This is a genomic window from Streptomyces sp. XY006, assembly GCF_002237655.1.
Taxonomy (GTDB): domain Bacteria; phylum Actinomycetota; class Actinomycetes; order Streptomycetales; family Streptomycetaceae; genus Streptomyces; species Streptomyces levis.
The window spans coordinates 120,125-134,444 of record NZ_NOKT01000023.1 but is presented as its reverse complement, the minus strand read 5'-3'; the positions used below and the strand labels follow the sequence as shown (position 1 = coordinate 134,444).

Annotated in this window: 14 protein-coding genes; 11 read left to right on the top strand and 3 right to left on the bottom strand. The window is 69.9% G+C overall.

The genetic code is table 11. The annotated features are described in order from the left end of the window. The first annotated feature begins 144 nt into the window (after positions 1-144). The 5 genes from CHR28_RS25835 (at position 145) to CHR28_RS25810 (ending at position 5,213) form a co-directional block, all read left to right on the top strand. Complete coding sequence (locus tag CHR28_RS25835) at positions 145-1,044, top strand: STAS domain-containing protein (protein ID WP_094056101.1); 900 nt, start codon at positions 145-147, stop codon at positions 1,042-1,044. Between the two features lie 41 nt (positions 1,045-1,085). Next, on the top strand, positions 1,086-1,469 hold the full coding sequence (locus tag CHR28_RS25830) for an STAS domain-containing protein (protein ID WP_094056100.1): 384 nt from the start codon (positions 1,086-1,088) through the stop codon (positions 1,467-1,469). Next, entirely contained in the window at positions 1,453-1,887 is a 435-nt protein-coding gene (locus CHR28_RS25825) for an anti-sigma regulatory factor (RefSeq protein ID WP_094056076.1), read from the top strand. Before CHR28_RS25830 ends, CHR28_RS25825 begins: the two co-directional genes overlap by 17 nt. A gap of 278 nt (positions 1,888-2,165) precedes the next feature. Then, a complete protein-coding gene (locus CHR28_RS25815; protein ID WP_094056074.1) occupies positions 2,166-3,878 on the top strand; it encodes a PP2C family protein-serine/threonine phosphatase in 1,713 nt (570 codons plus the stop codon). Between the two features lie 126 nt (positions 3,879-4,004). Further along, on the top strand, positions 4,005-5,213 hold the full coding sequence (locus CHR28_RS25810; RefSeq protein WP_094056073.1) for a PP2C family protein-serine/threonine phosphatase: 1,209 nt from the start codon (positions 4,005-4,007) through the stop codon (positions 5,211-5,213). A gap of 98 nt (positions 5,214-5,311) precedes the next feature. Here CHR28_RS25810 and CHR28_RS25805 read toward each other — a convergent pair whose 3' ends face one another. Continuing rightward, positions 5,312-5,689 (bottom strand): MarR family transcriptional regulator, encoded by a 378-nt coding sequence (locus CHR28_RS25805; protein WP_306437577.1) that lies wholly within the window; start codon positions 5,687-5,689, stop codon positions 5,312-5,314. A 699-nt stretch (positions 5,690-6,388) separates the two neighbouring features. On the opposite strand from CHR28_RS25805, the gene CHR28_RS25800 reads away from it, so the two are divergent. From CHR28_RS25800 to CHR28_RS25790, 3 genes are read left to right on the top strand one after another with little or no spacing between them, the layout of a single operon-like run. Further along, entirely contained in the window at positions 6,389-6,715 is a 327-nt protein-coding gene (locus CHR28_RS25800; protein WP_094056071.1) for a PadR family transcriptional regulator, read from the top strand. After that, positions 6,712-7,068, top strand: coding sequence for a DUF1048 domain-containing protein (locus CHR28_RS25795; protein WP_094056070.1), 357 nt, complete (start codon positions 6,712-6,714; stop codon positions 7,066-7,068). The genes CHR28_RS25800 and CHR28_RS25795 overlap by 4 nt, the downstream gene beginning before the upstream one ends. Position 7,069: 1 nt before the next feature. Further along, positions 7,070-7,393 (top strand): DUF1048 domain-containing protein, encoded by a 324-nt coding sequence (locus tag CHR28_RS25790; protein WP_094056069.1) that lies wholly within the window; start codon positions 7,070-7,072, stop codon positions 7,391-7,393. A 227-nt stretch (positions 7,394-7,620) separates the two neighbouring features. On the opposite strand, the gene CHR28_RS25785 is transcribed toward CHR28_RS25790, so the two are convergent. Further along, entirely contained in the window at positions 7,621-9,603 is a 1,983-nt protein-coding gene (locus tag CHR28_RS25785; protein ID WP_094056099.1) for an amino acid transporter, read from the bottom strand. A 454-nt stretch (positions 9,604-10,057) separates the two neighbouring features. On the opposite strand from CHR28_RS25785, the gene CHR28_RS37540 reads away from it, so the two are divergent. Both CHR28_RS37540 and CHR28_RS25775 read left to right on the top strand, forming a co-directional pair. Next, complete coding sequence (locus tag CHR28_RS37540) at positions 10,058-10,585, top strand: hypothetical protein (RefSeq protein ID WP_143655896.1); 528 nt, start codon at positions 10,058-10,060, stop codon at positions 10,583-10,585. A gap of 361 nt (positions 10,586-10,946) precedes the next feature. Next, the gene (locus CHR28_RS25775; RefSeq protein WP_143655894.1) at positions 10,947-11,288 is read left to right on the top strand and encodes a hypothetical protein; all 342 of its coding nucleotides are present in this window, start codon (positions 10,947-10,949) and stop codon (positions 11,286-11,288) included. A 338-nt stretch (positions 11,289-11,626) separates the two neighbouring features. Here CHR28_RS25775 and CHR28_RS25770 read toward each other — a convergent pair whose 3' ends face one another. After that, on the bottom strand, positions 11,627-12,193 hold the full coding sequence (locus CHR28_RS25770; protein WP_256984401.1) for a hypothetical protein: 567 nt from the start codon (positions 12,191-12,193) through the stop codon (positions 11,627-11,629). A gap of 271 nt (positions 12,194-12,464) precedes the next feature. Between CHR28_RS25770 and CHR28_RS25765 the strand changes: the two genes are divergently transcribed. Beyond that, entirely contained in the window at positions 12,465-14,303 is a 1,839-nt protein-coding gene (locus tag CHR28_RS25765; RefSeq protein WP_094056066.1) for an APC family permease, read from the top strand. The last annotated feature ends 17 nt before the right edge of the window (positions 14,304-14,320 follow it).

The following is a 14,320-nucleotide window of genomic DNA, read 5'->3' as shown; positions in this document are numbered from 1 at the left end:
GTCCCTTCCACAGGGCTGCCGGGGTCTTCCCGTGCGTTCGGCCATTGTTCGCGGCGCGTACCCGGCGCTAATGTTTGCCGCATGACAACAATTGCTTGATGTCGCCCGAGTGGGCAGGCCGTCAGGTTCGTGTACGAGGAGAAGATGCAGGTGTCGGAGCAGGACCCGGCCGCAGGGCCGGCCGCGCGCAAGGTGGGCGAATTCCTCCGGTCCAGGGCAGAGCAGATCGCCCAGCGCTGGGCTGACGCTGCCTTGTTCCGCACCGTGTTCACCGTGTCCCGGGACGAAGCGGTGGAAGCGTGCAAGGCCGTGGTCGAAGCCCTGGCCGAGGTGGCCGCCACCGGCCGGCCGGACGACATCACGGCCCCCGGGTTCCACGCGGTGCGCGAGCAACTGGGCCGCATGGCCGCCACCCGGGCCCGCACCGGCTCCACTCCGGCGCAGGTGGCGGGAGAGGTGGCGGATCTGAGCCGGCCTGCCGTCACGCTGCTGCGGGGCGAGTTCGACGATCCGGCCGGCGGCCAGGCGCAGGACTGCGTGCTGGCTCTCACCGTGCTGATGGGTACGCTGCGCCTGGTGGTGATGGAGACCACCCTCAGCCAGGGCCAGGAACTCATCGAACGCCAGCGCCAGCAGCTGCTGGAAGTGGCCACTCCGGTCATCAAACTCTGGGAAGGCATCGTCGCGGTCCCGCTGATCGGCACCCTGGACAGCGCCCGCAGCCAGGTCGTCATGGAGTCCCTGCTGGACGCCGTCGTCGCCGAGCGCGCCCGGTACGCCATCCTCGACATCACCGGTGTGCCCACGGTCGACTCGCTGGTCGCCCAGCACCTGATGAAGACGGTGGCCGCTGCCCGGCTGATGGGCGCCGAGTGCATCGTCTCCGGAATCCGGCCCGCGATCGCGCAGACCATCGTCCACCTGGGCATCGACCTCGGCAACGTCGTGACCCGGTCTTCACTCGCCGACGCCCTGGCCCACGCGCTGCGCCGGCAGGGCAGCGCCGTCCCGCCCGGCACACCGGCCGCGAGTCTGGCGCCGTGACCTCCCGGGAGCAGGACCATACGCCCCGGGTACCCGTGCTGATGCTCGGACAGACCCTCCTGGTCACCCTGCAGGGGGAGCTGCAGGACGCCGTCGCCGGGCAACTGCAGGACGACATCGTCAGCCGCATCGCCGCCGGCCCGGTGACGGGCGTCGTGATCGACATAACCGGCGTGGACATCGTGGACTCCTACCTGGGCCGCGTGCTGGCCGAGATCGCTTCCAGCGCCCGCCTGATGGCGGCCCGCACCGTCCTGGCCGGCATGCGCCCCGCGGTCGCGATCACCCTGGCCGAACTGGGTCTGACCCTGCCCGGTCTGCGCACCGCCCTGGACGTGGGGCGGGCCCTGGCGCTGCTCAGCCACAGCCCTCCTACCGGCTCGCCGCCTCATCCCGGGAGGGCGCACCATGCAGACCTCTGCTGACACGGCGACCACCAGGCTGCCGATCGGCTCGGACGCCGATCTGGCATGGGTGCGGCAGAAGGTGCGCCAGACTGCAACCGACAGCGGCTTCAGCCTGGTACAGCAGACCAAGCTCATCACCGCCGCCAGCGAACTGGCCCGCAACACCCTCATCCACGGAGGAGGCGGGCAACTGGACATGACCGTCCTGCACGGTGGGCTGCGCCTGACGTTCACCGACTCCGGTCCCGGCATCCGCGACATCGAACAGGCGATGACTGACGGCTTCACCACCGGAAACGGCCTAGGCATGGGCCTGAGCGGGGCCAAGCGCCTTGTCCAGGACTTCAGCATCGAAAGTCAACCCGGCCAGGGCACCACCGTCACCGTCACCGCCTTGGCCACCCCCATGCCCCATCCCCGCCCGGAACACGGATGAGCGGGGCCGGGGACATACCGCCGTGTACGACTCCGTACCCGTGCACGATGTGCGCCTGGCCCCAAAGTCCGCCGGCACCCGAACCCGCCTCGGCCCCCACCGCATCCGCCACAGCGGGCTGCACGGCCGCTGGGCACCGGCCCACGACACCGCACCATCCCGGCGCGGGCTCGCGCGTGTGGCCGCGGCCACCATGCGGGACGCCGGCGGCGCCACCCGCTTCCTGCGTCACGACACCCGTGCGGCTCTGCCGGCCCCCGAGCGTCGGGTAGGCACCCATGACCCGCACTCCTGACAAGTGGACGATCGTCTCGGCCACTGACGCGGCCCACGCCCGCATCGCGGCAGCCCGTCTCACCACTGCCTGCGGTGTTCCCCTCGTCGATCGCGCCTGCTTCCTGACCACGGTCACCAGCACACTGCGGCAGTGTCTTGAGCATGGCGGAACCTGGGAACTGCGGCTGCGCACGCACCCCGGGACCGACGGGCACAGCCGCGTCGAAGCCACGGTTCGCCCAGCCCACGCTGCACCGAGCGGTCAGCGCATCTGGCAACTTTCCGTCCCCGCCCTCGAATGCGCGACGGCAACCGCCGCGGCGCCGGCGCACCTCGACACCGCGGCTGTCGCCGAGGGCATCCTGGCCGCGGACGAGGACACCGCCGAGCTCCTCGACCGCCTGGACGCACAGCACGAACTGGTCCGCTCCCACCGCGACGAGCTCCACCGCACCAACCAGGGCGTCCTGGCCCTGCACGCCGAACTGGACGCCGCCGATCACAGCCAGCGCGACCTGCTGGCAGCCGAACAGACGGCGCGGGCACAGGCCGACAACGCCCGGCGCCTGCTGACCTTCCTCGCCGACGCCAGCGACGCCGTGACCACCTCTCTCCATCATGAGGAGATCATGCGCCGCCTGCCGGGCCTCCTCGTCCCCCGTCACGCCCGTCACACCGACGTCTGGCTCTTCGACGACGAGCGCGGCGTACACCACGCGCACCGGCCGGCCGCTGCCGTGGGGGCGGCGCGCACCGGCCGGCCGCAGCACGCCGCCGCACACCCCGGCAATTTGCCCGGCGTCGATGACCTGCCGTCCTCAGCGTCGGACCGCGACCATCCGGTGCTGTGCGTGCCACTCATCGGCCGCGGCCTGCTGGGGGTGCTGACCCTCACCGCACCCGGCACCCGATTCGACCCCGACGAGGCGATCGTGCTGATCGAGCTGGCCCGTCGCACCGGCATCGCCCTGGACAACGCCCGCCGCTACGAACGGCACCGCGACACAGCGGAAGCACTCCAGCGGGCTCAGCTCACCGACCTGCCCGCCACCCCTGATGTTCTCCTGGCAGCCCGCTACCTGCCCGCCACCCGCGGCCTCAACATCGGCGGCGACTGGTACGACGCCTTCCTGCAACCCGACGGCAGCCTCATCACCGCCGTCGGAGACGTCTCCGGACACGGCCTGCGCGCGGCCCTGGTCATGGGACAACTCCGCACCGCGCTCCGCGCCTACGCCATCGAAAGCGACACCCCGGCCGGCATCCTCACCCGGTTGCACCGCCTGGTGCGCACCCAGGAGCACGACCTGTACGCCACCGCGGTGATCGCCTCCTTCCGCCCCGGCGATCCCAATGTCCTGTGGGCCTCCGCCGGGCATCCTCCCGCCCTGGTGCGCGATCCAGCCGGCGAAGTCCGGGCCCTGGACGACAAACCCGGCGCCATGCTGGGCGTCCCTCTGCCTTACGAGCACCGGGACCACACCGCCGTCCTCCCGCCGGGCTCGGCCCTGGCCCTGTACACGGACGGACTGGTCGAGCGCCGCACCCACGGCATCGACCCGGGCATCCACCGGCTCGGCCAGGCCCTGGCCGCGCTGAGCCGGACCGAACTGGAAAGTGATCCGGACGCGGCGGCCGAAGCACTGTTGAAACCGCTGCTGCACGACTCCGGACGGGAGGACGACATCTGCCTGCTGTTGTGCGCCAGGACCTGACACCTGCGCCCCTGCGCAGGGACCGGAACACCCGGACGGCAACCTGTGCCCTTTGTGCCCTTCGATCGATCCACCGCCGGGCCGGACCGCGCTAGCGTGGGTACCACCGGCGGGGAGGCGGAAACCATGAACACTCCAGAACCAGTCGCATCCGCGGAGAGTCTGCTCCGTGCCGCTCCGCCCCATCTGCTGGTCGCCACGGCCCACCGCCTGCTGGCCGACAGGCTCCGTGCCCAGGAAGTGACCTTGCTGCTGGCCGACTACAGCCTGTCCGTCCTGCAGCCGGTTGCCCACCTGCCCCACACCGGCGACCCGGTGCCGGCCCACGACGGTCCGGCCGGGCGTGCCTTCGTCAGCCAGATGCCGGTCGTCGAAGTCACTCGCGACCCGGCCCGCCAAACCGTGTACCTGCCCCTCACCGTGCGAGGCGACCGGCTGGGAGTGCTCTGCGTCGGCATGCCCACCAACGCCGTCGACCCCGCCATGGTGCTCCAGCTCGGCGACTTCGCCACGGCGCTCGCCCACGAGGTCGCCACCGCGGGCCGCGACACCGACCTCTACCTGCAGGCCCGCCGCACCCGCCGCCTCACCCTCGCGGCAGAGATGCAGTGGCAACTGCTCCCAGGTCGCGGCTGCGCCCGTCAGGAGTACGTAGTCGGAGCCCACCTCGAGCCCGCCTACGCCATCGGGGGGGACAACTTCGACTGGTCCACCAGCGCAGACCACCTCACCCTTACCGTCACCGACGGCATGGGCCAGGGCATCGACGCCTCCCTCCTCACCAGCCTGGCCGTCGGCGCCCTGCGCAACGCCCGCCGCGCCGGCCTGAGCCTCGCCGACCAGGCGTGCCTGGCCGACCAGGCCGTCCACGCCCAGTACGCCGGCAAGGTCTACGCCTCCACACTGCTGCTGCATTTCGCCCTCGACACCGGCACCGTGCACGCCGTCGACGCGGGATCCCCCCAGCTCTATCGTCAGCGCGGCTCGACCATCGAACAGATCACCCTGGATGCTCAGCTCCCTCTCGGCATGTTCGAAGAGACCCTCTACGAAGAACAGACATTCCGGATAGAGCCAGGCGACCGCCTTGTCGTGGTCAGCACCGGCGTGCACGACACTCGCTCCGCCGACGGAGGCCTGTTCGGCGAACGCGCCCTGCGCCAGACGCTCAGCGCCACACGGCCGGCGCCTCCGCACGAAGCCGCACGCTCCGTGGTGGCCGGCCTGATCACGCACTTCGGCAGCAAAGACCTCCCAGCGGATGCCGCGGTGGTCTGCCTCGACTGGAAGGGCCGCGAGGGCGAGGCTGCACGCCACCCGCTGCCCGAGCGGTAAGGCCGCGCCGTGCTCCGAGGCTGACCACCCCGGTCGCAGACCGGTAGGCATCGCAGGTGGCTGACCCGCTGTACGGTGTGCTTCGGCTTGCGGGCTTGTCACGAGGAGGGCGTTCCTCCCCACACGCCATTGCGTCGCGCGAGCTCATGGCCCGTGAGGAACGCCTTCATGCCCCTGCTGAGAAGTGCGAGTTCAGACGCTTTCATCCCGGCCAGAACCTCTGCGAGAGCCCGCGACCGCCGCGCCGCCACATCTTCGAGAACGTGCCGGCCTTGCACCGACAGGGCAAGTCGCACCTCTCGACGCTTACGGGGGTGCCAAGCCCGCTCCAGCAGGCCCGCTGCCTCCAGCCGATCACACAAGCGGCTGGCGGCGGGGAGCCCTATCTCCAGGTGCTCGGCCAGAGCGGTGAGGTTCAACTCGGCAGCCGACTCAAGGGCACGCAGAGCCCTCAGCTGATGCAGGGACAACCGCACCAGAGCGCCCTGGGCGGCCAATGACCACAAACTCGTCAAGCAGTCCACCGCGTCAGCGATATCCCGTGCGACAGCTTCCGGGCTGTCGCACGGTCCCGTCGCGTCGGGGTCGCCGGGCCCGCTGGGGTAGGTCACGAATCCATCTCTCCCATGTACTGCCGCGCAGCGGTTGTCCCGCCCATGTAATCGCTGTACCCGAAGAGCCGCTCAGCAAGCAGAGGGGCCCTCTCGCGCCGAGTGGGACGCGGTCCGGTGCAGCCTGCGGCGGTGTGTGGCGGGTCGTAGCTCGACGCCGAGAGCGTGCGGCGCAGACCGGCACGGGTGGCGGCAACCTCTCCTTCGGCTGCAACCCCGCCGCACCTGCCGGTGGCGGCCTGGACGCGGGTGACGCCGCCGTGACTGCATGGGGCGCCGTCGCTGGCAGCGACCCGCCGTCGGCGCGGGCGGGTCGGCTGGTGGCGCTCCATGCCTCGGCGTCGGATACGGCACCGGCGAACCGATGCCGTACGGCGAGTTCCACGGTTTCAGCGAACCCTGCCGGGTCTGGTCCGGGCGTCACCCCTGCCCCTCCATCGACCGTCACCGTGCGCTCCGCCCCACCCCCGGCTCGCCCCACCGGCCGCACTCGCCAGCTACTAAGTGATACCGTATAGTGGTACTCGTTGTTGCAGAGTACTGCTCTGTGGGAGAGGACCCGCGGTGGACGATCTGACGGAGATGCTGAAAGGCACGCTCGAAGGGTGTGTGCTCGAGATCATCGACAGGGAGGAGACCTACGGCTACGCCATCACGCGGCAGTTGAACGAGCTCGGCTTCACCGATGTCGTGGAGGGGACGGTGTACACCATCTTGCTGCGGCTGGAGCGGAACAACCTCGTCCAGGTGGTGAAACGGCCATCGGGGATGGGGCCGCCGCGCAAGTTCTACTCGCTCAACGACGCCGGACGCGAAGAGCTGGCGAGGTTCTGGACGAAGTGGCAGTACCTGTCATCGCGGATCGGCAAGCTCAAGGAGGGCTGGGCATGAACTTCTGGGAAAAGATCACCGGCAGCGATCTCGCGCGGGAATGGAAGGCGTTCGACACCCGCGCGCAAGCCCTTCCGGACGATCACCGGGCGGCGTGGGAGCAGATCAAGGTTCACCTGCTGCCCCACGGGGACTTCACCGGCCGCAACCTCATGCCGCTCCTCGACGCCGCCTTGGCGCTGCTCGAGGATGCGGCGGCCGAGAGGCAGAGCGCCCGAGAGGTCCTCGGCGAGGACATTCCCGGCTTCTGCAGGGCGCTGGCCGGCGGAGAAGGCGCTCGGACGTACCGCGACCGGTGGCGCGAGCAGCTGAACGACAGCGTCGCCAGGAAACTGAACCGGCTGGGAGGCTGACATGGGCATCCAGGACATCATCGAGGGCAAGAAGCAATGGCGGACCCACATGGCCCGCGTCAATGCACTCCCGCCCGACTACCGGATCGTCTACAAGGAGATGCAGAAGTACCTGTTCAAGGTCGGACCGGTGGACCTGCTGGACGGGCCCCTGCTCCCTGGGATCGTCGACTTCTTCGAAGAAGGCGTGGCCGCCGGAAAGGGCGTGCTGGAACTCATCGGCAGCGATGTCGCCGCCTTCTGCGACGGCCTCGTCGCGGAATCCCGCACCTACGCGGACCTCTACCAGGAGTCCATCGATCGGGATTCCGGCACGGCTGGCTAGCAGCACCGGGAGTCCCACTGAGCGGGCGATGCGGCCCCACGTGCCGTGCGTTTGGCCCGGCGCCCGCGCGACCAAGCGCCGCTGACGGTCGAACCGTAGCCGTCGCCGATCCGTGTCCACAGGGGTGGCCGGGGTGGGGTGGCCGGCGGTCTCGGACCCGCCGGAACATCCCGGGCGGCTCCTGCCCTCATGCACAGCATCCGCACCCAGTCCTTCACCACACGGTTTCAGCCGCCCACGTGGATGCCGGGGCGGCGGTCGGGGTCTGGTTCGTGGCTGCGGATGATCTCGCGGGTGACCGGGGCGGTGTCGCCCCGGCCGAGGAGGAAGTAACGGAACATGTGCTTGAGCGGGCTTCCCTCGGCCCAGGCGAAGTAGCAGTGCGGCCGCACCCCGGTGGCATCGCGCAGGGCGAGCAGGATCGCGGCGATGGCGTTGGGCGCGGCCGGGGCCTCGGCGCGCAGGATGCGGTGGCCGCCGACTTCGACGCCGTGGACGGTGAGGGTCTCACTGAAGTCGGACGGGTCGACCACGTCGATCTCCAGGAAGAGCACGTCGGCGAGGCCCGGGACCGGGTTGGTGCCGCGCTGCTCGCGTTCCTTGGCGGCGTATTCGGCTTCGTCGCCGGACTGCCGGCGGTTGGCGATGATGTTGATGGACTGGTCGTGGGCGAGGGTGTCGGCGATGAACCGGCGTGCGCTCTCGTCGAAGACGAGACGGTCGGCGCGCAGTTCGGTGGTGCGCGCGACGCGGGAGATCAGCGAGACGATGACGATGCCGAGGATGAAGAAGCCGGAGATGGCGATGCCGTCCGGTTTGTCGATGATGTTGGCGCCCAGAGCGTAGAGGAGCACTGCGGTGAGCAGGCCGAAGCCGACGGTGGCCGAGCGCCGGCGGCCGCGGGCGACGAAGACGGTCACGGCGAAGGCCCCCGAGACCATCATGGCCAGGATCCCGGTGGCGTAGGCACCGGCCTGGGCATCGACGTCCGCATCGAACGCGATGGTGATCAGTACACACAGGGCGGTGTAGACGAGGACGACCGGGCGCACCGCGCGTCCCCACTCCGGGGCCATGCCGTAGCCGGGAAGGTAGCGGGGAACGATGTTGATCAGGCCGGCCATCGCGGACGCACCGGCGAACCACAGGATGAGGATGGTGCTGATGTCGTAGACCGTGCCGAACGCTTCTCCGACGTGCTCGTGGGCCAGCCACGCCAGCGCGCGGCCGTTGGCCGCGCCGCCCGGCTCGAACTCGTCGTGCGGGATGAGCACGGTGGTGACGAAACTGGCGGACAGCAGGTAGACGCTCATGATCACCGCAGCGGTGGTCAGCAGCCGGCGGGCGTTGCGGATCCGCACACGCAGGCGTTGCTCGTCGTCGGTGCCCTTGGCCGCGATCAGCGGCATCATGGACACGCCGGTCTCGAAACCGGACAGGCCCAGCACCAGCAGCGGGAAGGCCAGCAATGCCGGGCCGGCAATGTCACCGAAGCCGCCCCCGCCCCCGGCGAGCGCGTCGGTCCAGGCCGACAGCGCGCCGTCGGTGGTGAACACGTGGACCATGCCGATGGCGATGACGACGGCGTTCAGCACCAGGAACACGGCGACCAGCGGGATGGCCACACTGACGGCCTCGCTGAACCCCAGCAGGAAGACACCACCCAGAACCAGCAGGAGCGCCACGGTCAGGGCGACCTCGTGACCGTGCAGCGCGGCGGGGAAGAAGGGGTTCTCCACCACGTGGACGGATGCGTCCGCCGTGGACAGAGTGATGGTGATGATCCAGGAGGTGGCCACGAACCCGAGCAGGACCAGTACGAACAGCTTGCCCCACCAGAACGGCAGCAGATCCTCCAGCATCGCCACCGACCCCGCCCCGTGAGGGCTCTGCTTGGCCACCTTCCGGTACATCGGCAGCATCCCCAGCAGCGTCAGCGCCACGATCAGCAGCGTCGCAAGCGGCGACACCGCCCCGGCGGCGAGCGCGGCGATCGCCGGTACATAGGCCAGGCTGGAGAAGTAGTCGACTCCGGTCAGGCACATCACCTTCCACCAGGCATGCGGCTCAGCATGCGCTTCGCCGGCCGCCGGCCCCACCGGCTGGACCTGATGCCGCAACAGCCACCGCGCCGCCTTGCCCGTCGGCTGCGCCCGCAAAGCGGGACTGTCCACCACCTCCGGCATCACCGGCCGGCCGGCGTCACCCATGTACCCCACGCCCTTCCCTGTCTCCCCTCGGATGCATCGCTGGGACCTCATCTGGCGGAGGTACCACACAACGATCATCGAGTATGCGTCCTTGCTGTTCCCGCCACCACTACCCGGACAGGTCTGCTCCAGCGGCATTCTCATTAGCACCACCGGAGGCGGCGGTGTCCCCAGGGGGAGTGGGTGACGGAGCCACGGGCGGATCGGCGCCCCTGGCCGGCCCGCAGGCGTCCGGTGCCGTCGGAGGCCAGTTGAGCTGTTGACGCAGCGCAGTTGTTCCGCGGCAGTCCCGCAGTGCATCGGTACAGCGATGGGCATGGGAACGGCCATGGCCGTCGGCCTGCTGCAGTGACGTCCGGGACTGCACCACGGTGCGTGCGCCCGCGACAGAGCGGGGCCGGTTTGCCGACGCGTTCGGAGTGACCGTATCGCTCTGGTCATCGTTCACTGGCATGTGAAGACGACCACGATGATCCATGTTGTAGCTGCCGTCTGCGTGACGGTGGCCGCAACGACGGCCGCGGCTCCCTCGAACTCCGCTTCCGTAGCACCTACCGCTCGACAGGCCGCCGACGAAACCTGCACCCCGGAGTCGGACAGCTACAGTTCCGACCGATGGACCTCAGCGCGTTGGCAGGCCTGTCTCGGCACCTACGGCGGGCCTCACGGGTCCTTCCAGGCGAAGTGCTGGCGTGGACAGGCCATCGGCTGGAGCCAGATGAACTGCCACGTCTCAGGACAGTTCGAGATCCGTGACGGGCAAGGGAACCCGGTGAAGAGCGGTGGTTTCGGTCTGGTCTACAACGGGCTGATCGACGAGCCCACCGTGACCACCAACGCGTTCCGCTTCAACTGCGACGGAAGGAGCCACGGCCAGTTCACTTTCAAGACCTTCAACACCAAAGCGAAACTGACGGGAAGCTACAGCCACTACAAAGCCGCCGATATCCCCGACGCCACAGTCACGCATCCCATGTGCTGAACGGGCCATCGTGCTCCCGGGCCTGTGAGTGATTCCCCTGGCTGCGGTGTGGGGCGCTGCCGGGCGTGCGCCCTTGTCCGCACAGGGCTGAGCCTGCGAGAGCCGAAGTTGCTCTGCCGTCAGCGACGTGACTGCCGGCCTGTCAGGATCGGCGGGATCCGGGATCCGGGACCCGGTACGGACAGAGGTGCCGCTGGCCGGACGGTGTACGTCCGCAGGCGTGCCTACGCGCCTGCCAGGCTCGGGGAGGTTCGAAGATGAGTGACGTCGTCAGCGACGAGCATGAGTTCAAGCGCGATCTGGTGGCCGCATCTGCTGCGCACTGGAGGGTACGGGTGTCCGCACGCGCATGGGGACCACGATGGAACACAGCAGTTCCACCGACGTCCTGCTGGCCGTGATGCTCAACGGGTTCGCCCGGCACGCGGCCGGGCAGCCCCTGTCGGACCTGGAAGCCGTCTTTACGAACGTCTTCTCCCACGCCGGCTTCACTGCCGGCGAGCTCAGCGAGATGGGGCAGGCCTTCTCCGACGCGGAGCCGGAGGTCCGCGAGCGGCTGTTTCCCGGGCGTTTCTCCGCTCTGGGCGCAGAGGGAGCGCATCCCGACCAACCACCGAGCCGACGCCAGCCTGGGCGTCAGCTGCAGCTCCGCGAGTTGGCGCAGTGCGAGATGTGTTGCACTCGATGCAATACGGCAACCTGAGCCCGCAGTGAATCCCTGCCGACGCGCAGACGCCCCAGCACATGGAGGGCCGGCCGCAGTCCCAGTACAGACACAGCAGGCGTCCGTCCGGCAGAGCCAGGGGCCGGGAGGCCGAGTCCGTTCGCATGAATCCTCGCGGCGGACCGGACATGCGCAGTGCGGAGTCACCGTGGAAGCCGCCCTGGCACGCCGACGCCGTCGGCTGGTGCGACGGCGAACTCCGCTGGCAACGGCCACTGCCCGGCGACCCCGCGCCAGCCCGGCTCGTGGCGGTGACATCCGCCGGCCGGACGGGTCGGGCACTGGACACCGCCGGGCCTGTCGGACCGGACTGACGCTCACTCCAGGCCGGAAACCCTGAAGACGGCGTGGGCTGTCTCGCGGTGCACGCGTTCCGAGAGGCGCCGCAACGCGGTCGCGCCGCAGAGCAGGGAGCCGTCTTCGGCGGCTTTCCGGGCCCCCCGCTCCAGGCGGAGCCACAGCTGCGGGTGGCGCACCAGAACCTTGGGGTCGATCTCCGCACGGCCACCGAGGCAGTCCCGCAGCACGAGACGCTGGGAGACCCCGTCCAGGCAGCGGACCGACACCAGGAGATCGGTCCGGACCCGGTGTACACGGACCAGACCGCGCGTGGTCAGCCAGTTGCCGGCCACCGACACGCGCTGCGGATACAGCACGGCGTAGAGCAGTCCGGCGAGGCCGCACCACAGCAGAGCCCGCCAAGGAGTGATCAGGCCGGAGCCCCAGTCGAGCAGGAGCAGGAAGACCAGCAGCAGTCCGGCGCAGCAGGCCGCGCCCCGCAGTTCCTGTACGCGTTCGAGGTCGTTCGTCGCTTCACCAGTTCCGCCGGGTTCCTTCGCCCGTGCGTCGAGCTGTCCCCCGGGTGCATCGTCACGGCGTCCCATGGAGCGGACGCTAGTGCGCCGGGACTGCGGCTTGGCGCGCCTTGACACGGCTCTGACGGATACCGAACGGCATCCTGCCCCGACGCCCGGTCGCCCCCGAGCGGCCGGCCAGTCGCGTCGAAGGGCTCGGCCGTCGTCTTGTCGCCCGCGTGTCAACATCCCGTCAAAGTCCACTGTCCGGACGCGAAGAAGGCGCAAGGACCGATCGGACGCGACGGGTACAGGTCAGAACCTGGGTGCACCCGAACATTGAATGAAGGGGCACTCTCCCATGTCCGTAGTGACGACCAAGCCTGACGCCGTACCCGCCGGAGAGGAACCGCCCGATACCGGTGAGCGCCACCGGCTGACCTCCCTCACCGGCCTGGCCGCCCTGTCCCTGGACGCCATGGCGTCGGTGGCCTACGGGCCCGAGGCGATCGTCCTGGTACTGGCCGCCGCCGCGCACGGCCTGGGCTTCACCCTGCCGGTCACGCTGGCCATTGCCGTGCTGCTGGCGGTGCTGGTCGCCTCCTACCGGCAGGTGATCGCTGCCTTCCCGGACGGGGGCGGCTCCTACGCCGTCGCCAAGGCTCACCTGGGCCCGCGCACGAGCCTGGTGGCCGCCGCCTCGCTGGTGCTGGACTACGTCCTGAACGTAGCCGTCGCTGTCACCGCGGGTGTTGCCGCCCTGACCTCGGCCTTTCCCGCCCTCTATGACGACCGGCTGGGGCTGTGCCTCGCTGTGCTGGTGCTGATCACGGCGGTGAACCTGCGCGGCATCGTGGAGTCGGCGAGGGCGTTCATCGTGCCGACCGCCGTCTTCGTCGGGTCGATCCTCGCGCTCATCGTCGTCGGGCTGTTCCGGTCGGAGCCGGTGAGCACGGCGACCGCGGCGGGCCACGCCTCCGCGCTCGCCGACGACGCCACCACCGTGGGCGCCCTGCTCCTGCTGAAGGCGTTCGCCTCGGGCTGTTCCGCTCTCACCGGCGTCGAGGCCATCGCCAACGCCGTTCCCTCCTTCCGCGTTCCCCGCGTCAAGCGCGCCCAGCGCGCGGAGGTCGCACTGGGCGCCGTCCTCGGTGTGATGCTGATCGGGCTTTCGGTGCTGATCTCCCGGTTCCACCTCCAGCCGGTCCAGGGCGTCACCGTCCTGGCCCAGTTGGCGGACGCCTCGCTGGGCCACAACTGGGCCTTCTACGTGGTCCAGTTCGCGACGATGATCCTGCTCGCCCTGTCCGCGAACACCTCTTTCGGTGGCCTTCCGGTACTGCTGAAGCTGCTGGCCCGTGACAACTACCTGCCGCACGTCTTCGCTCTCAAGGCGGACCGCCAGGTGCACCGGCACGGCGTGCTGGCCCTGTACACGGTCTCCTGCGCGCTGCTGGTCTTCTCCGGCGGCGACACCAACACCCTCGTGCCGCTGTTCGCCATCGGAGTCTTCGTCGGCTTCACCATCGCCCAGACCGGCATGGTCCTGCACTGGCGCCTGCAGCGCGGCCCGGGCTGGCGGGGCAAGGCGGCTCTCAACGGCTTCGGCGGGCTGCTCACGGGAGTGTCGGCCGTCGTCGTCACCGCGACCAAGTTCGAGGAAGGGGCCTGGCTGATCGTGATCACCCTGCCTCTGCTGGTCGTGGCCTTCCGGACCGTGCACCGTGCCTACGCCCGCATCGGCGAGCGCCTCGGTCTGGGCCGGATCCCCGACGTCCCGCACCGCGACCGCTCGGTCGTGATCGTGCCGGTCTCCTCGATCTCCCGACTGACCTCCGAGGCGCTGACCGCCGCGACCTCCCTCGGCGACGAGGTCCGCGCGGTGACCGTCAGCCACTCCGACCCGGAGGACCGTGCCGCCCTGTACGCGCTGGAGCTTGCCTGGGCGGAGTGGGACCCGGGCGTGCCGCTGGTCCGGCTGGACTGCGAACGCCGCTCGCTGGGTCGTCCCATCGCCGCGTACGTCCGTGCCGTGGGTGCCGCCGAGCCCGGCGCGCGGGTCACCGTGCTGATCCCGGAGACGGAGCCGGAGCGGCTGTGGCAGCGGTTGCTGCAGAACCAGCGGGGCGCGGTCGTCGCGCACGCCGTGCGGAGGGAGACGGACGCGGTGATCTGCCGTCTCCGTTTCCGGCTGCCGTGAGGCCGGACGGGCCTTCC